The sequence below is a fragment of the Chitinophaga niabensis genome (assembly GCF_039545795.1).
GTDB classification, from domain to species: Bacteria; Bacteroidota; Bacteroidia; order Chitinophagales; family Chitinophagaceae; genus Chitinophaga; species Chitinophaga niabensis_B.
In genome coordinates this window covers 3427381-3448012 of the sequence record NZ_CP154260.1, presented here as the reverse complement: position 1 = coordinate 3448012, position 20632 = coordinate 3427381, and the positions used below count along the sequence as shown (strand labels likewise).

Sequence of the window (20632 nt, the reverse complement as noted above, 5' to 3'; positions counted from 1 at the left end):
TTGATCAGACTTTTATTTTACTGAAAAATTCCTTGTCTACTTTCATTTTCATGAGACGATAGTTTTCACGGCTCAGCAGGTCAGTATGTTCTTCTCCGAGTTGTGCGAGTTTTTGTGCAGTACTGGTGAGATAGTAATGCAGCAACACGTTACCATCGCTTAATCCATTGCTGATATTGGCTTTAAAGGCAGCCTGTGAAAGATTATAGATGAAATTGAGCTGTATGGCCCGTTCAGCAGGTGTAAGAGCCGTATTCTTATTGAATGATTTAAACACCGTTTTATCGATGAATGCGAATACTTCAGCTGCATCCAGGCCGTCCTGCTGCGCCAGGGCGCCCAGTACTTCCGGGCTGGTAAGCCTGGTGAGCGCTGTTTCCTGCAGGCGCACCATCCAATCCTCTACATCCAGCACTTTGCCGCTGGGGGACAGCCGTTCATTCATCCAGGCAGGCACTCCGTTAAATACATAGGTGGATAAAAAGCCAAGCGCCTTGCGCTGTTGTGAAACCGGTACTGTTACACGTCCTGTTTTACGATCGGCTGCGCCGCCGATCTGTGACAATACATCGGTCACGTATTTGTAGTACTCCCGTTGAAGTGCGCCGTACAGGGAACCGTTCACGTTGAACAGGTCAATGGTGCCGTCCAGCTGTGCGGATACTGTTTTTAGTTGCGGGTACAGCCTCTCCAGGTTCTTAATCCCAAGAATGGAAGCTTCGGTAATATCAGATGATAGATCGCCATGACGGGTGAAAGGATCAGTATTGCCTTCAGGCAGCCATGTATAACCGGGTTTCGGTTCCGTACCATAGGCCCATCTGATAGCAGCGATATCGTCCGCTCCAATGCGTGGCAGTAGTAGTTCAGCAGGTACCTGATCGCCCGGCTGCACCAGGTAATTGAAGCCCAGGTCGTCCATCACGGAGGCGCTGATACCATTGTTCTTCAGCGATGTTATATCACGAAGCTGGGCAGGTGTATAATGCGTGCTGGCTGCAAGGTTTTCTTTTAATCCCAGCACCTTACCCATGGCGCGGGTGATCTGCCATTGAATAATGGAACCGGCTATTTCGCGGTGTTTAAAATCTTTGATAATGCGGTTGTCTGCAGCTCCGCATTGTACCAGGTATTTCAGCATGAGGTCGTCTGTGACGGCTGCGGTGAGGTTGATGCGGGCCATCATGATCTCACCGGTTTCGGGATTGTCTACGGTGGCGTTCAATACGTTCGTATACGCATTACCCCAGTTCACGATGATCTTACCCGGTGCCAGTTGCAGATCGCCATCTACTGATACTTCCAGTACATCCCGGTAACCTGCGGCATGGAAAGCTTTGTTCCAGGCCAGTATACCGGCTTTAATATAACTGCGGTAGAAGTCCGGCGTCAATGGATCTATTACCACCGTAATAGGCTTAACAGGCGAAGCCAGCCCTTTTCTCTGTTTGCCCGGACGGATATCCCATTTACGAATGAACTCCGTTTTACGGGCTGTATAAGCTACTTTGCCGTAATCGGTAAAACTGAAGGTTTCAAAGCCGGAATTTTCCTGCGCTATTTTGCGTGGCATTTTTTCGCCGGACAGTTCGCTGAACAACAGTTCAATTTCGTAGCTGGAATTGTTCGGCTTTTTAGGGCCTCCTGTACTGCCCATGTAATCCGTTTGTGAGCGTTCTACGATAAAGCGCACGCCTTTGTTTTCCGGCGAGATGCTTTGCACGTAGGAACGTTGCGGATCAGGATGGTTCAGGAAAGAGAGATCATTAAATCCGAACCAGTCACCGGTCTCTGTGATCTGGCGTGTAATATCAATAATATAACTGTTCTTTTCCCTGCCCAGCGCCTCTATCCGGTAGCCGTAGTTTACCGGAACCCTGCCGGACTTTTTGATCACCGGTTCCATATCACCATTCACATCGCCGGAAGCGCCTTCGCTAAACATGGGACGGGTTACATCGAGATGATCATTAATGCCTTTGCTGAAACGTACGATGCCCGAAGACTTCGAAATGGCGGAGGCATTCCCCCGGCGCACGTAACCCATTACGAGAATATCCTTATCCAGGCTCCGGCCAGGAATTTCCATATAGTAATTCTTGCCGCGCTGGTATATGGGGAAGTCTCCATCTATAGTTTTCACATCTTTTGTCTGAAACTTATCAAACGGCATCGGCCCTTTCGGCACGTCCTGTGCCGAAGTAGTTAATACGGCGATGCAGGCCGCTATTGTCAAAATCCTTCTATACATCGTTCCTGGTGTTATCATTATTTAATTGCCATTAAACTCTGGCCTGTACCGGTTTTCCAAATATTTATCATGTCTGATAGTGATTGCAGATGCGCTTTAGTAAGCACTTCCTTTGCCAGCGGCTTACCCGCTTTACAGCCTGCCTGTACTTTTTCAATAAGCACCAGCAGTTGCACAGACACGTCTTTGGAAAAGCCCGTTTTGGATGCTGCGTTTGATATCATGCTGGCGAGCAGGGTGCGCTGCAATAGCCTGTCAAACTCACTTGCCGGCTGACCTTTCGCCAATTTGCCATAGATGTTGTTATACAAATGGTCAAATAGTTCGCTGGCTTTATAAGCCTTATCACCTGCAACTACTTGATTCTGCAGGATGCGGGAATAGGCCATGAAAAATCTGGAGAGTGCAACGGCAAATGGTTCCGCACCATCCCGTTCGAATATAAAACCAGCTTTTTTCGTGATGTCGGGCGGAAAGAGCCAGTCAGGATAATGCAGGATATACTTCTCCAGGAATTCCACTACTTCTTCCTGGCGTGCTCTGCTCACCGGTACATAAGGAGGCCGGTCTTCGGCAGGTAACGCATCTTCAGAGTTATAACGGCCGCCGAGTGTACGCAGGGCATGGTTCAGATAATTGTGATACCGGCCCAGCATACTGCGGTACTGCTGACTGTAGTATACATCGTCCGCCTTCATGGTGGTCATCCATTTATCGAAATGCGACATGGCGAGACGCAGGTTTTTCATACCCAGTTCGCCGGCTTTTGCAGCATTGCTACCCACATCTTCCGACTGGAAGCGGGGATCGAAAAGATCAGTCTCTTTGCCGAACAGCAGCCGCTCATCCTTACGTTTTGCAGTCACCCAGCGTTCAAGCGAATCTGCTTCCGCTTTGGGAGAGGGTAACTGCGGCAGGCAGCGGTATCCCCATTCGATGGCGAACAGGTCGTATACGCCGATGTTTGGCAGCAACAGGTCCACGGGCATTTTATCTTCAGGCTGCACTACGTAGTTAAAGCGCATATAATCCATCACGGAGGCGCCAAAACCATTAGCTTTTACAAAGGCAGGGTTGCGGATACTATCCACATCGTAAGTGGAGCTGCCCGCAAAATTATGCCGCAGGCCCAGGGCATGGCCTACTTCATGTGTGATCACGTTTTTTACCAGCCGGCCCATTACTTCCCGGCTGAGCGGGAATTGCCGGGCGGCGGGATCGTTGGTGGCGCACATGGCAAAATACCAGCGCTGGATCAGGTCCATGATATTATGGAACACGGCCACTCTTGAGCTGATGATCTCACCGGAACGCGGGTCGCATACCGAAGGGCCATAGGCGTTAGGAATAGGGGAGGCTTTGTAAGAGATATAGGAATAACGAACGTCTTCAAGCGAATAGGTAGTATCATCGGCAGGCGGTTCCGGCCTGGCGGTAATGGCATTTTTAAAACCTGCCTTTTCAAAGGCACGGCGCCATTCGTTTACACCGTCAATGAAATAAGGCACCAGGTATTCCGGTGTGTCCCTGTCGATATAAAAAACAATTGGTTTGGCGGGCTCTACAAGTTCGCCGCGAAGGTAACGCTGCATGTCCTCCGGCTTAGGCTGCAAATTCCAGCGGGTAGCCAGTTGTACAGGGTGCGGGTTATTGGGGTAATGGCCCAGGTCGCGGATACTTTTGGTGAAGTAACCTACTCTTTCGTCCATGAAGCGTTTGTGCATCGGCGTTTCAGGCAACAGTATCCAGGATGCGCCTACTTCCCATACGGTGGCATCGCCGGGTTTCTTCGGTGCGCGGTCAGTGCCGGGTTTGCCATCACCTGTAGCACCGGGAGGCGGCGCACCGGGGCCATAACTTTTCACCGAACGGAAATTGATATTGCCCGGGAAGCAGGTCACACTTTTAATAAATGATTTTTCCGGCTGTAATTCTCCAATGCCCAGTTCGTCTTTAGCACCCCGGAGCGAAAACAGGTCTATATCCCCTTTAAAGGCTTCCGTAAAGTCGATCAGCACAGCATGTTCGTCTTTTGCTTTCACTTCAAAAGAAAGCATGACCGGCAACAGCGATGACGTTGCAGCGCGGTAAGAAGGGGCACTGGTATCCTGTGTATTCAGGAACAAGGGTTGCACCATGGTCATACGGTTCCCCGAGGCGCGCCGGAAACGGAATACAGACTCATACACCGCATCACCGGAGTAACCGTAACGTTTATCTGCGCTGCGTTCCTTTTGCGCCGATCCTTGTATGATGGTGATGGCCGTCAGGATGTCGCGGCCTTCCAGCGAATCGGGGACTTCCATCAGATAACGGCCGTTCTGTACATAGATGTTGCACATCCCTGCATAACGTTGCGCGTCCGGCTTAATATACTCCCGGAGCGGCGGCAGTCCTTCACTTCCACCCGCATGCTGCGCCCGCACAAATGCGGACGCAGGAACGAGTATGGCGGTTAATAAAAAAGTGTGTAATATATTCATTGTTCAGATTTCCGTTGTTGCAATAAATGGCCTGTATACAGTGCTGGCTGCATATCAATCAGGATGAAAAAATATGAGTTATCTGGCGATAGCGGTGTTACCGATCGCCTGCAGGTCTACGTTGTAATTATTGATAAAATAGTTGCGTACAAGGTTGTAACGTTGCCTGATCTTACCGTTCGTATCCTTTGTTGGATGTAAGATGCCCACATATGAACGTACGGTATTAGGTGCACTGGTATTCAATACGGACTCCGGATAACCCGTCATGGCCAGGATATATTGTTCCCAATCCGCCTGTGCGGTAGACGCGTAATAATCCGTGATTGAACCGGCGGCATAAGCTGCTGCCTGCGTGGTAAATGCTGTGGCATAACTCGTCACTTTAGAAAAATCAGCAGTGGCTGCTATCTGCTTGCGCGAAGCGATACTTTGCATGAAGAGCGTGTTCACCTTCCATACAAAGATGCCGGAATCCTGCGGTGTCATAGCGGTCACCTTTGCGTTACCGAAGTTTACGCTGATGCCATCGTAGTTGAACCATGCCGCCACAGACTTTTCCAGTTTGATGACAGTTGTGGGGATGGTGGTAAAGTCATAACCGAGATATACAGAGTCTACTGCTGAGCAAAGGAGTATTTTTCCCGGCAGAAACTCCTTCAGGAATTTATCAGGGTAAAAACGGAACCAGAGCCGGTCAATGATCTGCAGCTGTTTTGGTATATATGTTTCTTCAGCCGGTTTCACCAGGAAGCCCGCGCTCCAGCGTTTGTTTACAGTGTCGTACACCGCATTTTTCCAGCCTGTGGGCGTCCAGTAGGAATCGCGGTTGGAGAACTGGTACAGCAGGTAGCTACCGTATTTATCATGGTAGTTTTTGATGGTTGCATCGAAGTCGTGATTGCCCTGCGGCAGTTTATAGGCACCGCTTTCGCCGGAAGCGGTCAGTGTTTCTTCTTTATTGCAGGCGGCAGCCAGTAAAGTGAAAGCGGCGAGTATATATAGCTTCAGTTTCATGTTGTAAGAAGTTAGCGGGGATTAGGTACGAGATTATTGTTCCTGCTGATAGCGGTGACAGGGATGGGCAGCGCATACAGCGGGCTGTTGGCCGGTAACGTATATATGGTACTGTTGCCTTCCGCATCAATGAAGTTGTGGGTAACAGATAATCCCTGACGTTTGATATCTGCCCAGCGGCTGCCCTCTTCCAGGCTCATCTCGCGCCGGCGTTCGTCTGTACAGAACCTGAGCAGCGCGTCCGCATCTGTGAAAGAAACTGGCGTATACGCTGCCGTACGTGTGTCGTAGCGGCTCAAACGCAGTGTGTTCAGGTTGCTGAGGGCCTGCACACGGTCTGCATCCTGACCGGACTTTTTAAACCTGCGGGCGCAGGCTTCAGCGCGGGTGATATACACTTCGCCAGTGCGAATGCCTTTATCCCCGGCCGTACCATTCAAACCTATTTTCAGGCTGCGGGAGGGAAACTCAGCGCCGCTTACGGTATACTTCGCAAAGTTCAGCGCGTAACGGAGGTCTCCTTTATTATCGGTTCCATTACCCTTCTCGTATATGTTCCGCAGTTCATCAGACACTGCATAGGGAGCATGGAAGCTGGTGTACGTGCCGGTAGCAGGCATAAATGTACTAATGCCTTTGGAGTTAAATCCATACTGCCACAATACCTCTGTGCTGGCCGTCTGGTCATAAATACCTACCGTGTTCAGGCTGGTATTGGATGTAACAAAACCTTTCAGGAGCGTAAGAGCGGGTCTTTCCGCGATCACCTCATCGGCGTATTCGATCACTTTGTCCATATCGGCATCCATGCCACGGTACAGGTAGAAGCGGGACAACAACGCATAAGCGGCGATGTGGCTGAGGCGGAAAGGAGTAGGGGCTGTGAAGTTAGCCTTCAGCAATGCTGCGCCATCTACCATGTCTTTCTCAATCTGGTTAAAGGTGGCTTGGAGAGTGCTGCGGCCTACGTGCTCATCGCTCACCTGCATGGTGAGGATCAGGGGCAGTCCCAATGCAGTTTCCGGTTGAACGCCGGCGCCATTATAAGGCAGGCAATATAACTGGGCCAGCTTCAGGTAATAAAAGCCACGCAATACCAATGCCTGGCCGCGAAGCGCATCTTTCGCCTGATCACTTCCTTTTACTTTGGCGGCATAGTCGATCACTATGTTGCAGCCTTTAATGCGGCTGTAATAGTTCTTCCAGGCGTCCAGCGCAGTAGAAGCAGTACCGGTTGAACCTTCCAGTTCCAGCGGATCGAAGGCGAATACGCCTTTGCCGTTTTCATAAAAACTGGAATAGGCAGTGTTAATTGTGCCATTACTGTTGCGGGGCATGCCGTAACTTTTCACATCGTCTGTGAGCATATCCGAGAAGAATTCCAACGAGGCAGCATACGGATAGGCATCGCTGATCATAAAAGCATACAGATCTTCGGTGGAAGAAGGACGGATCTCATCCGGACTTGTTTCTTCCAGGAATTTTTTACAGGATGCGGCCAACAGGCAAACTGGCAGCAGGTATATCAATATCTTTTTCATTGTTGATCCTCATTTAATGGTTAGAAACTGGCGGAAAGCGACATAGTGTACGTTTTGGTACGCGGTTGCTGGCCGGTAGCCACTTCCGGGTCCCTTCCCCTGTAATCTTTGCTTACAATCGAAAACAGCTGCGTTACGCCGCCGCTGACAGTGATATTCTGACACTTTAATTTACGGGCCAGCACTTCAGGCATGCTGTAGTTTACTGCCAGGTTGTTGCATTGAAGTGAAGAAGCATTTACCACGCGTGCGCTGCTATTGTTATACATTTCGTATGCCTGGGTGTATGTGCGTTTATCCGGCAGCAGGAAAGCAGGCACGGTGTAATCAGGCAGGCCGGGATACATGGCAGTTTTGTTGTCCGGCGTCCACCTTTTTACCAGTTCGGCCGAGAGATTTTCGTATTCGTTAGGCAATCTGCCCGTAGTGGTATTATACACTGGTAGCAGGAAACGTTTACCGCCCACCTGGAGATTTAGCCCGGTAGACAGGGAGAAGCGTTTATAGCGGAAGGTCATACTGAGTCCTGCGGTAAAGTCGGGATCAAGTTTACCCATATAACGCATGTAAGAAGTAGGATCGTTCAGCGAATCGCCCTTCTGTTTTACGGCAGTGTTAAACAGGGGGTAACCGTTGGCGCTGTTAATACCGGTATAGTCGAACGCCCAGAAGCCGGAAACAGGATAGCCTGCTTTGTAATAGTTGCCGCTTACTGCGGTTTTCCAGTTGATCTGCTGCGTACCTGTACGCTGTATTTCATTGAAGTTTTTGGCACTGTTCACCCCTATGTTCCAGGTGAAGTCGCGGGTGCGTACCGGTGTAAAGCTTGCGCTGATCTCGATACCCTGGTTCAGCATATCGCCACCGTTTACAGGCATTGTTTCTACGCCATATTCCACTGGTACGTTCAGGTTACTGATCAGATCGCGGCCTTTCTTCATATAGTAATCAACACCTGCTTGCACTTTGCCATGGAACAGGCTCAGGTTGATGCCGAAGTTGGCGGAGGTATTCTTTTCCCAACGGAGATCTGCGTATGGCAGCTTGCTGAGCGTGAGCATGTCCTCCCCCGTAAACTGGTCAACAATATTGCTTGCTGCGCCGGTAGGGATGCGCACGATCAGGTCGGGACTTACATTCGCCACAATATTACGCTGATAGCCAAAGCTGGCGCGCAGGCTAAGGTCGGCCAGCCAATTGCTGCGGTCGAACCATTTTTCATTGGCTGCATTCCACCGGACACCGCCGGCCCATACGGGATTAAACTTTTCGCCTGTATACTGGCCAAAACGGTTGGAGGCATCGGAACGAATGCTGGCATTCAGTACGTAACGGTTATCGTATACATAGTTTACGGTAGCATACAGGCCCATATTGTTTATCAGGCGGTCTGTATTCTTCCTGGAGGCCTGCATATCGGTATATAACGGGTTCGGCGTTTTAGCTGCGGTATAAGTCAGCGGCACAATAGCAAATGATTTCCCGCGTGTATGCAGGTAACCGTAAGTGGTACCTGTTGCGCCTGTTGTCCGGCTGCTGCTGGCTTCCTGTCCCGCCATTACGGTAAGCGCATGTTTTTGCGCGAACACCTTGGAGTAGGAAAGACTGTTGCGCCAGTTCCAGGCGCCCACGGTATTGCGGTTTTCGTTCAGCTCTCCCCCTACAGGCAAGCGGCTGTTAATATAGGCGGCGTCTGTAGGTTTGGCGGAGCCATATTCAAAATTGCGGAATTTGGCGATGTAAGATGTGCGCTCGGTAGCGTAGGAATAACCTTCAACCACGGTGGTGTTATAGCCGAACATTGTCTGGAAACGCAACCCGGGCAGAATGTCGTAATTCACATCAATACTGGTGTTTGCGGCGAGGGTATTATTGTTTAGTCCGGTGTTATCCCTTTCATTGAGAAAATTATAGCGGAAGCCATTCTCTGCATTGTAATACGCCAGTTGGCCGGATTCATCGTATGCCTCCAGCGCACGGTTAATTTTGGCAGCGTAGCTGTAAGGATTTACCTGGTAAAAACCATTTACCGTTTTCTTCGATGCAGATAAACGCATGGATACATTCAGCTTGCTCGTAAGCCGGGAAGTGATGTTCACGTTGCCGGTGTAACCTTTGCTATCATTTCCGATGGCTGTACCATTGGTAGAATTGTAGCCGAAGGAAGCATAATATCGGGTGTTAGCATTACCGCCGGAAATGCTCAGGTTATGATTCATGCTGAAGGGCATGCGGAACGCCAGGTCGAACCAATCCGTATTCACCGTTTCCATGCGGGCTACCTTTTGTTCAAATTCTTCAGCAGTAATACGTTTGTTCAGGTAATCGGATACTGCGCCGGCATATCCTACATTATTGTTCAGGCTATTGGAAATAAGGCCGCGCTCATATATTTCTTTTGATACAGCTACCCGTTGTTGGGAGTTCATCATCTCCAGGCGGCTGTAGTTAACCTTTTCCGTGATGCTTGCATTCACCGAGTAGGAAATGGTGGCCGGGCCTATTTTTCCTTTTTTGGTAGTGATCACAATCACGCCGTTAGCAGCCCTTACACCGTAGATCGCAGTAGCAGAAGCATCTTTTAATACGGTGATATCTTCAATATCGTTCGGGTTCAGCCAGCCGATAGAAGTGCCTACGAAGTCGCGGATATAATCAAAGTTGTCTGTGGTGATTTCGCCCAGGGCACTAAGCGTAGAAGCTTTAAACGGCAGGGGATCTTCCTGGATGATACCATCTACCACCCACACCGGCTCCTGCGTGCCCAGTAGTGTGGAGGTACCGCGCACCCTTGTTTTCTGCCGGGTGCCGGTAAGGCCTGAGTTGCTGGTAATAACTACGCCGGGCAGTTTGCCTTGCAGTGCCTGTTCGATCGTATTAATACCATTCAAATATAATTCTTCTGCCTTTACAGAACTTATGGCCCCGGCTATACTGGATTTTTTAAGTGTCTGGTAACCGGTTACAACCGTCTCGCCCAGGGAGGTAATTTGCAATTGCAGCATAATCGATAATTCACCCGTAGCTGTTTTGGAGATAAGGCTGCCGGATATTGCGGCTGATTGCCCGGCCGTCATCGATGCGGCCTTACTTACGGGGATCTCCATCCGGGAATAACCAACGTAGCTGAATTCCAGCACATCGTTATCATCTGCGTTAATAGTGAAACGGCCTTCAGTATCGGTAAATACTGTTTGCTTTTTACCTTTTACAGACACGGTAGCGCCTACGAGTACAGATCCCACATTATTGATGATCACGCCGCGTACCGGGCTTTTATCCTGCAGTATTTGCGGATATATTGGTTGCAGTTTGGGCAAAGCTGTTACTACTATGGTATTGCCTTGTATCTGGTAAGAAAAAGGTTGTTTGTTCAGCAGCGCTGCCAATGCATCGCGCAGACTGGCCCCTTTTAGTTCTACACTAACGGGTTGTGCGGTTTTAATATCCGCATCATCATAAAAGAATACATACCCCGTTTGCTTTTTGATGGCATCAAAAGCCTGCTCCAGCCTCACAGCCTTTGCCGTGTAATTTACAACTTGCGCCTTTGTAGCAGCGCTGAGGTGCAGGAATGCCCCCAGTATTAAGATCGTTGTTAGTTTCATGACTAACATTAATTTGGTTGATAACAACGGCCATCGTTTCCCGCACAGGAGAAACGTGCCGCAAAACGCCTGAATTTGCATACTTTTGCAGTGTTAAGGTTGATATTTAAGCAGTATTTTCCCTGTAAGCATTCGATCTTAATAAACCGGGGCAGGGTCCAATCTGATCCCCGGTTTTTTAATGACTGAATGCTTTTGTTCCGGCTACCGGAACTTCTCTAGTTGACGGTTTTAAGGCTTATCGATATTGTAAGATCCCCCGTTAATTCCTGATCGTGATTTGTTTTTGATTGTCTATAGTATAGTTGATGCGTGTTACGCGTAAAATTGCTAATACCTGCTGCAGGCTGAGTTTGCGTTCTATGTCGCCCGAAAATGTACGTTCCGGCACACCGCCTTCGAAGCGTACTTCTACATCATACCAGCGTGCTATCTGGCGTAACATTTCCGGTATAGTTGCTTTTCTGAAGTGGAACAGCCCGTTTCTCCAGGCGCTTACTTCTTCAGGATCGGCGGGCACTACTTCCATCTCCCCATCATTGATCACCGCCTGCTGGCCTGGTTTCAGCACTGCTGTATTGGCTTTGCCGGTGCGTACACGCACGGTACCTTCAAGCAGCGCCGTTTTAATGGCGGCTTCGTCCGCATAGGCATTTACATTAAAATGTGTGCCCAGCACTTCTACTTCCGCACGGTCATTTACATTTACCACAAATGGTTTGCCGGCAGCTTTGGCCACTTCGAAATAAGCTTCGCCGGTGACTTTTACTTTTCTTTCCTTACCGGTAAACACCACCGGGTAAGTGACGGAGCTGCCGGCATTGAGCCATATCCATGTACCATCCTGCAGCAGAAGGCGGAAGGTTCTTGCGTAGGGAGTTGTAACGGTATTATAAATAGTTGCTTCCTGGTTGGCAGTTGCAGCTGCATACGATAACTGCCCATGCTGCAACTGTACGCGGGCGCCATTATCTTCTTTTATTTCACCGGCATGAAGGCTATCCAGCACTATGGTGCTGCCGTCTCCACGGGTGAGTATAGCTCCTTCCAGGCCAGGCTGCACGTCTAAGCTTTGAGCCACCTGTGGTTTATTTACAGGCTTATTTAGCCAGGTATAGGCGCCTGTTGCCAATATCAATACAATTGCTGCTGCTGCCACCCTGCGTGGCCGCAATACGGCCAATAAACCGGTACGGCGGGCAGGTGCCTGGTCCAGCGAGGTAATATCGCGGGCAATATGCTGGTAAGGTGTAAAGTCTGTAGCAGTGTTTTCATATGCAGCCAGAAAAGCTTCTCCTGCTTCTGCAGCCATGTCATCTCCGGGATGCGCCTGCAGATATTGCATCATCTCTTCTTTTTCTTCGCCGGTCATCGAATTATCGGCCAGGCGGTCCAGTAAATAGGTAAATCGTTGCTGTTCCATAGCTGTTTCTATTATCATTAACCTTTGAAAATGAAAAAGGGGGGTATCCGGCAAAAAAAATTTAATAAAATAAACCAGCGGGTAAAAGTTTACCGGCATCCAGTAATTTTTTGCGGATCTTTTGCAGGGCGGTGGCGAGAGTTTTCTTTACATAATCAGGTGAGAGGCCTAGCAACTGCGCTATTTCCGGGCTTCGTTTACCCTGCTCGCGGCTGAGGCGGTAAATAGTAAACTGCCGGGGCGATAGTTCGGACAAGGCAGCCTGAATGATCTTTTGGGTTTCGTCCAATACCAGCCGGTGTTCTGCATGCGAAGCAGAGGTAGCTTCGCCCTGCATGCCGGCCTTAGCTGAGTGGAGTTGGTAGCGCAGGTTATTTTTCTTTAATAGCCGGTAGCATTCATTAATGATGATGCGGCGTACCCAGCCGCCGGGGTTTTCTATACCTGGTATTTTGTCACGATTGAGCCATACGCGCACAAAGGCCTCTTGCAGCACTTCTGCCACATCAGGTTCATATTTAACAAGTTGAAGGATTGCTCCGCTCAGGAGCTGCATAAAGTGCTGGTAGATTGCGTTAAAAGCATCTTCGTCACCCTCCGCCACCCGGTCAAATAACTCCCTTTCTTCCGAAAACTGGTATATTGCCGTTACGGCCATTCACATAACTTTGGTTGCATTTCAGGCACAATAATACCCAAAAGTGACGAAAAAGAGAAACGGAGCTACTTACGCAAGCCCGTTTAATATGGATGGAACGTGATAAGTAGCATATGGCCGAAATTGTATAAAATATGTCATTTGAGCCATCCGGGATTCGTCCTATTTTTGCATTATGGCGAGGACGAAAAAGAAACTAATAATTGTTGTACCCATGCCGGGGATCTTCCTCCTTGATGTAGCCGGCCCCTCTGATGTATTTGCCGCGGCGGACAGAATACTGGATGGTAACGGTGGATACGAGATATTACTCGCCTCACCGCTTAATACAAAAAAGATCCCTACAAAAAGTGGTATAGATCTACACTGCGCTGTTACGGTAACCACCATCTCTCAACCCATTGATACACTCATCATAGCTGGTTTCTCCATGCCATTGCTGGAGAATGGGGAGCGTTTTTTCAGATGGCTGAAGGACATCTATCCGAAGCTCAACCGCATCTGTTCTGTTTGCTTAGGCGCTTATGCCCTGGCTGAAGCAGGTGTTCTGGATGGGAAACAAGCTACCACCCATTGGGAATACAGCCAGCAATTTCAGCAGCGTTATCCCGGGATAAAGGTGGATACCGATCCTTTCTTTACCCGCGATGCCAATATATATACTTCGGGAGGCGTATCCTCTGGCATTGATCTGGCGCTTGCATTGGTGGAAGAAGACCATGGCCCGGAAGTGGCATTGCATATTGCACGCAAGCTGATATTGCCCCTGAAGCGGCCCGGGTACCAGGCGCAGTTTAGCAGACTGCCTGAAATATACCGGCAGGAAAACTCCATGGGCGGAAAGTTATATACCTGGATGATCCGGCACCTGGAAGAAGACCTGAGTATAGAGCACCTGGCACAGCATAGCAATATGAGCGTACGCAATTTCGCCCGGGTATTCCTGAAAGAAACCGGCGTTACGCCTGCCAAATTTGTAGAGAAAGTACGGGTTGAAGTGGCACGCCGGTACCTGGAAGACAGCGATCTGAGCATAGACCAGATCGCAGAGAAATGTGGAATGGGCGGATTGATATCCATGCGCCGCACATTCATCAGGCACATGAATATGTCCCCCAGCGATTACCGCCGTTCTTTCAGAACTTCTATGCACGCAATAGAGAATTAACTTAAAAATATAATATTATGAAAGTAGCTATTAATGGATTCGGACGCATCGGCAGAATGACCTTAAGAGCGTTGCTGAACAAGAAAGGCATAGAAGTAGTGGCCATCAATGACCTTACAGACAGTCAACTGTTAACGCATCTTTTTAAATACGACACCTCGCACGGAAAGTTTGCCGGTACCGTAGCGTTACAGGATCAATATATTGTGGTGAATGACCAGAAGATCTTATTGCTGAGTGAGCGTGCTCCGGAAAAATTGCCATGGAAGGATCTGCAGATAGATGTGGTGATTGAATCAACCGGCCGTTTTACGCAGAGAGAAGGCGCACAATTACATATCACAGCCGGCGCAAAAAAAGTATTGATCACTGCACCTGCCACCGGTAATGTGAAAACAATTGTAATGGGCGTGAATAACGACCAGATCACAGAAGAGGATGAAATCCTTTCTACAGCCTCATGCACCACTAACTGTATAGCGCCGGTATTATACCTGATCGATAAAGAATATGGTATTGAATCGGGCTTCATGAGCACGGTGCATGCATTTACCATGGACCAGATGCTGCAGGACGGACCACATAAAGATTTCAGAAGGGCAAGGGCGGCCACGCAATCCATCATTCCCACCACCACCGGTGCTGCGAAGGCGATTGGTGAAGTGTTACCCGGACTGAAAGGAAAGATGGATGGTTTTTCCTACCGTGTACCTGTGATCGATGGTTCAATAGCCGATATGTCGCTGAACCTGATGAAGCGTGCATCTGCCCAGGAGATCAATGAATTTCTAAAACACCATGCAGCCACTACATTGAAAGGCGTACTGGAGTATACTGAAGAGCCATTAGTATCGGCTGATATACTGGGTAATACGCACTCTTCTATTGTTGATGGCACCTTAACCCGTTCAATCGACAAACTGGTGAAAATTGTATCCTGGTACGATAATGAAGTAGGCATTTCCAACAGGCTGGCCGAAATGACGGTTGAACTGGCTGGTAAGGTGAACCGCCTTGTAGAGGCCTGAGTCATAAACCTGCCCGAAATTCCAGTGGTGAAAAGCGACAGGGGCATAAGAACGGGGCAAATCTTTCAATAAAAAATCCGTTCTTTATCAACAGTTTAATGATAGAAGATGGTGATTGACTATAAAAAGATTGATCTGTTTGGAAGATCGTTCATTCAAAAGGTGGTATTAAAACCACCTTTTGAATTTGCTTTCCCTGTTTCAGAACAAGCCTGCTTTTTATATATGTTAGCAGGTGAGATGCAATATCAGTTTGATGATGAGCATATCAATATTCCCACTAATTATTCATTGTTTCTAAATTGCATCCATTCCGGAAGCAGGATACACAATTCTGATTTAAACACCAACGGTGAAATTGTGATAGTTACTTTCCATCCGGATATCTTAAAAAAGATCTATGAAAGAGAACTTCCCCTATTGCTTCAACAGCCCCGTAATGCAATATCCAACCTGGCAAGCGAAAGAATAAATAATGATTTTTTGATACAGAAATATATTGAAGGCCTGTTGTTTTATTTTGAAAATCCCTCTTTGATAAATGATGATATTTTAATTTTGAAATTGAAGGAGATCATCTTGTTGCTATCACAAACACGAAATGCAGAAACCATACAAGTAGTATTGTCCCAGCTTTTTTCGCCGGCTACCTATACTTTCAAACAAATAATAGAAGCGAATCTTTTTCTACAGGTTGGTGTTGAAGATCTGGCACGTAAAACCAACTTAAGCGTTTCTTCATTTAAAAGAGAATTTGCAAAATTGTATAATGATACGCCTGCAAATTATATTAAGACCCAAAGGCTTGAAAAGGCTGCTGATCTGCTTTTAGCATCTGATAACCGCATTACAGACATTGCTTTTGAATGCGGATTTAATGATCTGGCAAATTTCACAAAAAGCTTTCACGATAAATACGGTGCAACGCCCACTCAGTACCGCTTGAACCAAAATACCAAATAATTGACCCGATTCGCCAAACCCCTCCGGTTTTTGTATTTCAATTTTGCATTGTCAATATCGGCAATCAAATTTTAATACAGGAAAAAATGAAACGTACAGCAAAAGCGCATTGGACGGGTAGTCTAAAAGAAGGCAAGGGCGAATTAGCCACACAAAGTGAAGTTTTAAACAAAACAAACTACAGTTTCAAGACTCGTTTTACAGGAGAAGGAAAAGGCACCAATCCCGAAGAATTGTTGGCGGCAGCGCATGCCGGGTGCTTTACAATGGCAGTTTGTTTTGCATTGACAGAAAAGGGATTGAGCCCTGAGTCATTGGATACGGAGGCGATTTTATCCATGGAAGGCCTGGATATCACAGGTATACATCTTTCTATCACCGCCACTGTACCAGGCATTACCGCCAATGAATTTGAAGCCATTACCAAAAGTGCTGAGCAGAATTGTCTGATATCGAAAGTGCTGAGGATACCTGTTAGTTCAGAGGCCCATATGGTGTCTTAATTCATTAAATCTTAAAATTATGGGACTATCAAATTTAGGGATCTTTCATACGGCTATAGGCGTTATTGCCATTATCGCTGCATTGATAGCATTTGTGCGATATGGTAAAATTGACTTAAGACAAATTACAGGCAAAGTCTATTTTTATTGCACGCTTGTTACGTCATTAACAGCGTTGGGAATATCCAGGAAGGGTGGATTTAACCCGGGGCATGCTTTTTCTATACTGATCATTATTCTGATCGTAGCAGCCTATTCCCTTGTTTCCCGAAAGAGAGAAAGTAACAAAGCCCGTTATTTTGAAAATTTCTTTCTGTCGTTTAGTTTCTTCCTGTCAATGCTTCCAACAGTCAATGAAACATTTACCCGTATTCCGGTCGGGCATCCATTGGCAAAGGATATCAGCGACCCTGTAATAGGAAGAACACTCTTTGCTATTTTAATACTATTTATAGCCGGGTCTATTTATCAATTCCGGAAGCAAAGGAAGATTAATAGGGCTTTATAGTGAGGAACAGCGCCTTTTGTCTTCAAATGGCGCTGTTTTGCATTGGCTCAGGGCCGGACACTATCTGTTGGCTTTTGTTGTTATCTTTACGGTTATGATAGATCTATCTCGCGCTGAGAATCAGGTTCACTGTGTCACGAGTTTTAATGATCTTGTAGCTACGCCATTTAGTGGGATAATCAATGCGATTTGCTGGACGCGTAAGTTAACAGGTGATTTTTCTGAGATTATTAAAAAGGTAGTGCTAAGTGGAAACATAACGGTAATTGAACAGGAAGAACTTTGTGAACTTCAGTTGAGTGAACAAGGGCAGCTCGCCCGTGAAATTCTTCTGAATGACTTGAATGCTTTGAAGGCTCATGGCGCATCTCCAATCCTTAATGTGATCAACCATTATGATCGGGATGATACCTTCCCGTTTTTGCCAACGGATGTTTATTCTTTTCATGTAGATCGCTCTCCTATACCCACTGATACCTTTTTATGCACTTACTATGGCGAGCCGAGTGAAATATTACCAAATTCTCAGGGCAAAAAGAAGGTGCTTATTCCAGAAATACGTGATGAACTCAAAAAGCTGTATCAGGGAGCGGATGAAGGTTTTGAAGCATTTTTAAGTGAACATTTTTTTGATCTGCACTATCAGGCTGAACCTACCGCGCGCACAATAAGCTTAGGCCTCGGTAACCTGTGGAGGTTGGCGGTTGATCATCCTGAAAGTCAGGTTCCTCCTTGTCTTCACCGTGCACCAAAGGAGTCTGGACAGCATAGATTGTTGATGATCTGTTGAGCATAAATCATTATAAATGATTTCTGCTATTTCAAAGTAGCGTATTTTAGCCAGTTCAAAATTTACAAAGCAATGCAAAGACTTTTATTGTTGGCAATATTTATTTCTCACCTCGCTTTTGGTCAACAAGAAAAAAGCAGTTCTAGTGACAATTATATATATCCCGATAGCTCGTGGCAATCAGAAACCAACGTGGCAAAAAATGGTTGGAATAATGAAAGTTTGAATAAGCTAAAGTTATACATTATTGACAGTACAAACGCGACGGGCGTAGTTGTAATCCAATCAGGAAAAATTCTTTTTGATTATGGCGATACAAAAGAAACAAGCTATATAGCATCCTGCAGAAAAAGTATCTTGTCAATGTTGTACGGACCTTTTGTGGAAAGTGGGGAAATTGATCTTTCAACCACAATTGAACGGTTGCATATTGAAGATGTTGGTGGTTTGTTGCCGGAAGAAAAAAAGGCTACTATAAAAGATTTGCTTACAGCCCGTTCCGGTGTTTATCATGCCGCAAGTAATGAGGGGGATGCATCGGCAATGGCGCCAAAACGAGGACGTGTTAAACCAGGTGAGTTTTGGCTATATAACAACTGGGATTTTAATGTTGCAGGGTATATTTTGGAGCAGCGGACAGGTAAAACTATTTATCAACTCATTGATTCAATGTTTGCAAAACCTTTAAAAATGCAGGATTGGAACATAAATGAGCAACGCAAAACTGGCGATAGTACAAGATCAAAATACTTAGCTTATCATATTTGGTTTTCAACGAGAGATATGGCAAGAATCGGCTATTTGATGTTGAGAAACGGAAAATGGAAAGATGAGCAAATTATTCCGGCAGACTGGGTAAAAAGAACAACTTCTGTTGTTTCACCTTACAGGAAGGCTGTTGAAGAAGGGACGGCTTATTATCATTTTGGTTATGGCTACTTATGGTGGATTTGGGATGGGCCTTATAACAAAGGAGCGTATCAAAATGCATATTCTGCTACAGGTGCATACGGACAATTTATAACTGTCTTACCAAAACTTGATTTAGTAATCGCATTCAAAACTAAATATGATTATGGCAGGCAAACTTCAACAGATCTTTACTTAAAGTTTTTAGATAAATTGATTGCTGCAAGAGAAAAATGAACTTACCGCCAACAATAACAAAGCCTACATCATCTCTAAGTAAAGTACCCATTGAATCCATATTATGCATTTTTTCCACTTGTCGGATAATACATTTAATGCAGCTATATCTTTAGCGCTGTATTTTGGGTTGTTTTGACAAAAGGAGTTTTTATACTAATCAGTAGAAGTGAAGAGATGGATGTATTGAATTAAATTGCTTAATCGTATTTGATGGCTTTACGTTGTTTAATACTGTTATAATTCTCTGCATGCAGTTTTATTTTACTATTCAGGATAAGATCACGTAATCTTTTCTCGTTTTCATCGCCCCATTTACCTAAAGCCCCGATGATAGGAATTATTGTTTTTCCAAAAGGTGTCATAGAATATTCCACTTTGGGAGGAGCCGCTGCGAACACTTTCTTTTTAATTAAGTCGTGAGCTTCAAGTTCGTTTAACTGTACATTCAAAACTCTTCGTGATGCATCTGGGATTTTTCTTTGCAATTCACTCGGACGTTTATGCCCTTCGTTAATAAACCAAAGTAAACGGATCTTCCATTTGCCATACAAAACCTCGCCTATCAGGTCAAGGCCGCAATTCAAATTTAAAGGAGTTTTTCTTTCGTGCATTGTATAAAATTAACCTATTGTTCTTATAAATACAATATGGGACAAATTTATCCCTATGCAATTCGATTCCCCGTAATTGTTTTAGCAGCTCATACGTCTGAAATTGCAGTATCAATTTTAAAAGAAAACAGTATGAATTACAACAATGAGTTAAATGGTAAAATTGCATTGGTAACAGGAGGAACAAAGGGAGCCGGAAGGGCAATTGCAGAAAGGCTGCTACAGGCTGGCGCAACTGTTATTATTACCGCAAGGAACGCACCTGAAAATCTAACCAAAAACCTGCATTTTATTTCAGCAGATCTGAGTACGGAACCGGGAACACAAAAAGTGGTGGACGAAGTCTTGTCAAAACACAAAAAACTCGACATCCTTATAAATAACCTGGGAGCGTCGGAAACCCCGGGAGGTGGTTTTGCGGTTTTAACCGATAAAGACTGGGAGAAAACCCTGCAAACAAATCTACTGGCACCAGTGAGATTAGACCGTGGATTTTTACCGCAAATGCTTGAGCAGAAAAACGGGGTGATCATTCATATTGCTTCTATCCAGGGGCGGCTTCCCTTATATGATGCAACGCTTCCATATGCGGCAGCTAAGGCTGGCCTGATCAATTACAGCAAAGGGTTATCGAAAGAGGTGACTCCTAAAGGGGTGCGGGTACTGACAGTTTCTCCAGGATGGATCAGGACTGAAAATGTCAAATATTTTTTGGAACGGATCGCCCATAGTTCAAATTGTTCTATTGAGGAGGCTCAACAAAGCGTTATAGATGCCTTGGGTGGAATACCCTTCGGAAGACCAGCAGAGCCCGAAGAAGTAGCTGAACTGGTTGGGTTTCTGGTTTCTCCGAAAGCGAACTATCTAACAGGGACAGAATTCGTCATCGATGGCGGCACACTACCAACAATTTAATATCCAATAAAAAAAA

At 46.5% G+C, this 20632-nt stretch carries 16 protein-coding genes; 8 read left to right on the top strand and 8 right to left on the bottom strand.

From position 1 onward, the window contains the following. Positions 1-4: 4 nt before the first annotated feature. The 7 genes from AAHN97_RS13380 to AAHN97_RS13350 all read right to left on the bottom strand — a co-directional run bounded on the left by AAHN97_RS13380 (position 5) and on the right by AAHN97_RS13350 (position 12981). Positions 5-2251, bottom strand: a complete 2247-nt coding sequence (locus AAHN97_RS13380) for a zinc-dependent metalloprotease (protein ID WP_343308136.1) — start codon at positions 2249-2251, stop codon at positions 5-7. Positions 2252-2268: 17 nt separating this feature from the next. Next, positions 2269-4734, bottom strand: coding sequence for a zinc-dependent metalloprotease (locus AAHN97_RS13375; protein ID WP_343308135.1), 2466 nt, complete (start codon positions 4732-4734; stop codon positions 2269-2271). A gap of 78 nt (positions 4735-4812) precedes the next feature. Then, complete coding sequence (locus AAHN97_RS13370; RefSeq protein ID WP_343308134.1) at positions 4813-5751, bottom strand: hypothetical protein; 939 nt, start codon at positions 5749-5751, stop codon at positions 4813-4815. A gap of 11 nt (positions 5752-5762) precedes the next feature. Further along, on the bottom strand, positions 5763-7292 hold the full coding sequence (locus AAHN97_RS13365) for a RagB/SusD family nutrient uptake outer membrane protein (RefSeq protein WP_343308133.1): 1530 nt from the start codon (positions 7290-7292) through the stop codon (positions 5763-5765). 20 nt (positions 7293-7312) lie between these two features. After that, positions 7313-10900, bottom strand: a complete 3588-nt coding sequence (locus AAHN97_RS13360) for a SusC/RagA family TonB-linked outer membrane protein (RefSeq protein ID WP_343308131.1) — start codon at positions 10898-10900, stop codon at positions 7313-7315. 262 nt (positions 10901-11162) lie between these two features. Further along, positions 11163-12323: a FecR family protein gene (locus AAHN97_RS13355; RefSeq protein ID WP_343308130.1), complete on the bottom strand. Its 1161-nt coding sequence runs from the start codon at positions 12321-12323 to the stop codon at positions 11163-11165. A 61-nt stretch (positions 12324-12384) separates the two neighbouring features. After that, the gene (locus tag AAHN97_RS13350) at positions 12385-12981 is read right to left on the bottom strand and encodes an RNA polymerase sigma factor (protein WP_343308129.1); all 597 of its coding nucleotides are present in this window, start codon (positions 12979-12981) and stop codon (positions 12385-12387) included. 175 nt (positions 12982-13156) lie between these two features. On the opposite strand from AAHN97_RS13350, the gene AAHN97_RS13345 reads away from it, so the two are divergent. The 7 genes from AAHN97_RS13345 to AAHN97_RS13315 all read left to right on the top strand — a co-directional run bounded on the left by AAHN97_RS13345 (position 13157) and on the right by AAHN97_RS13315 (position 19087). Further along, positions 13157-14149: a GlxA family transcriptional regulator gene (locus AAHN97_RS13345; protein ID WP_343308127.1), complete on the top strand. Its 993-nt coding sequence runs from the start codon at positions 13157-13159 to the stop codon at positions 14147-14149. Positions 14150-14166: 17 nt separating this feature from the next. Beyond that, positions 14167-15177: a type I glyceraldehyde-3-phosphate dehydrogenase gene (gene gap / locus AAHN97_RS13340; RefSeq protein WP_343308126.1), complete on the top strand. Its 1011-nt coding sequence runs from the start codon at positions 14167-14169 to the stop codon at positions 15175-15177. Between the two features lie 108 nt (positions 15178-15285). Continuing rightward, the gene (locus AAHN97_RS13335; protein ID WP_343308125.1) at positions 15286-16140 is read left to right on the top strand and encodes a helix-turn-helix domain-containing protein; all 855 of its coding nucleotides are present in this window, start codon (positions 15286-15288) and stop codon (positions 16138-16140) included. An 86-nt stretch (positions 16141-16226) separates the two neighbouring features. Continuing rightward, positions 16227-16643, top strand: coding sequence for an OsmC family peroxiredoxin (locus AAHN97_RS13330; RefSeq protein WP_343308124.1), 417 nt, complete (start codon positions 16227-16229; stop codon positions 16641-16643). A 19-nt stretch (positions 16644-16662) separates the two neighbouring features. Beyond that, complete coding sequence (locus AAHN97_RS13325) at positions 16663-17151, top strand: hypothetical protein (protein WP_343308123.1); 489 nt, start codon at positions 16663-16665, stop codon at positions 17149-17151. A gap of 94 nt (positions 17152-17245) precedes the next feature. Continuing rightward, a complete protein-coding gene (locus AAHN97_RS13320; RefSeq protein ID WP_343308122.1) occupies positions 17246-17941 on the top strand; it encodes a hypothetical protein in 696 nt (231 codons plus the stop codon). Positions 17942-18013: 72 nt separating this feature from the next. Continuing rightward, complete coding sequence (locus tag AAHN97_RS13315) at positions 18014-19087, top strand: serine hydrolase domain-containing protein (protein ID WP_343308121.1); 1074 nt, start codon at positions 18014-18016, stop codon at positions 19085-19087. Positions 19088-19287: 200 nt separating this feature from the next. On the opposite strand, the gene AAHN97_RS13310 is transcribed toward AAHN97_RS13315, so the two are convergent. Beyond that, the gene (locus AAHN97_RS13310; RefSeq protein WP_343308120.1) at positions 19288-19701 is read right to left on the bottom strand and encodes a winged helix-turn-helix transcriptional regulator; all 414 of its coding nucleotides are present in this window, start codon (positions 19699-19701) and stop codon (positions 19288-19290) included. Between the two features lie 36 nt (positions 19702-19737). Between AAHN97_RS13310 and AAHN97_RS13305 the strand changes: the two genes are divergently transcribed. Continuing rightward, positions 19738-20616 carry an SDR family oxidoreductase gene (locus tag AAHN97_RS13305; RefSeq protein WP_343308119.1) on the top strand — a complete coding sequence of 293 codons (879 nt, stop codon included), beginning with the start codon at positions 19738-19740 and terminating at the stop codon, positions 20614-20616. Positions 20617-20632 lie beyond the last annotated feature (16 nt).

Coding starts and splice junctions, on each gene's coding strand:
- AAHN97_RS13380 (WP_343308136.1), bottom strand. CDS start 2,251: ATGTATAGAAGGATTTTGACAATAGCGGCCTGCATCGCCGTATTAACT.
- AAHN97_RS13375 (WP_343308135.1), bottom strand. CDS start 4,734: ATGAATATATTACACACTTTTTTATTAACCGCCATACTCGTTCCTGCG.
- AAHN97_RS13370 (WP_343308134.1), bottom strand. CDS start 5,751: ATGAAACTGAAGCTATATATACTCGCCGCTTTCACTTTACTGGCTGCC.
- AAHN97_RS13365 (WP_343308133.1), bottom strand. CDS start 7,292: ATGAAAAAGATATTGATATACCTGCTGCCAGTTTGCCTGTTGGCCGCA.
- AAHN97_RS13360 (WP_343308131.1), bottom strand. CDS start 10,900: ATGAAACTAACAACGATCTTAATACTGGGGGCATTCCTGCACCTCAGC.
- AAHN97_RS13355 (WP_343308130.1), bottom strand. CDS start 12,323: ATGGAACAGCAACGATTTACCTATTTACTGGACCGCCTGGCCGATAAT.
- AAHN97_RS13350 (WP_343308129.1), bottom strand. CDS start 12,981: ATGGCCGTAACGGCAATATACCAGTTTTCGGAAGAAAGGGAGTTATTT.
- AAHN97_RS13345 (WP_343308127.1), top strand. CDS start 13,157: ATGGCGAGGACGAAAAAGAAACTAATAATTGTTGTACCCATGCCGGGG.
- gap (WP_343308126.1), top strand. CDS start 14,167: ATGAAAGTAGCTATTAATGGATTCGGACGCATCGGCAGAATGACCTTA.
- AAHN97_RS13335 (WP_343308125.1), top strand. CDS start 15,286: ATGGTGATTGACTATAAAAAGATTGATCTGTTTGGAAGATCGTTCATT.
- AAHN97_RS13330 (WP_343308124.1), top strand. CDS start 16,227: ATGAAACGTACAGCAAAAGCGCATTGGACGGGTAGTCTAAAAGAAGGC.
- AAHN97_RS13325 (WP_343308123.1), top strand. CDS start 16,663: ATGGGACTATCAAATTTAGGGATCTTTCATACGGCTATAGGCGTTATT.
- AAHN97_RS13320 (WP_343308122.1), top strand. CDS start 17,246: ATGATAGATCTATCTCGCGCTGAGAATCAGGTTCACTGTGTCACGAGT.
- AAHN97_RS13315 (WP_343308121.1), top strand. CDS start 18,014: ATGCAAAGACTTTTATTGTTGGCAATATTTATTTCTCACCTCGCTTTT.
- AAHN97_RS13310 (WP_343308120.1), bottom strand. CDS start 19,701: ATGCACGAAAGAAAAACTCCTTTAAATTTGAATTGCGGCCTTGACCTG.
- AAHN97_RS13305 (WP_343308119.1), top strand. CDS start 19,738: ATGGGACAAATTTATCCCTATGCAATTCGATTCCCCGTAATTGTTTTA.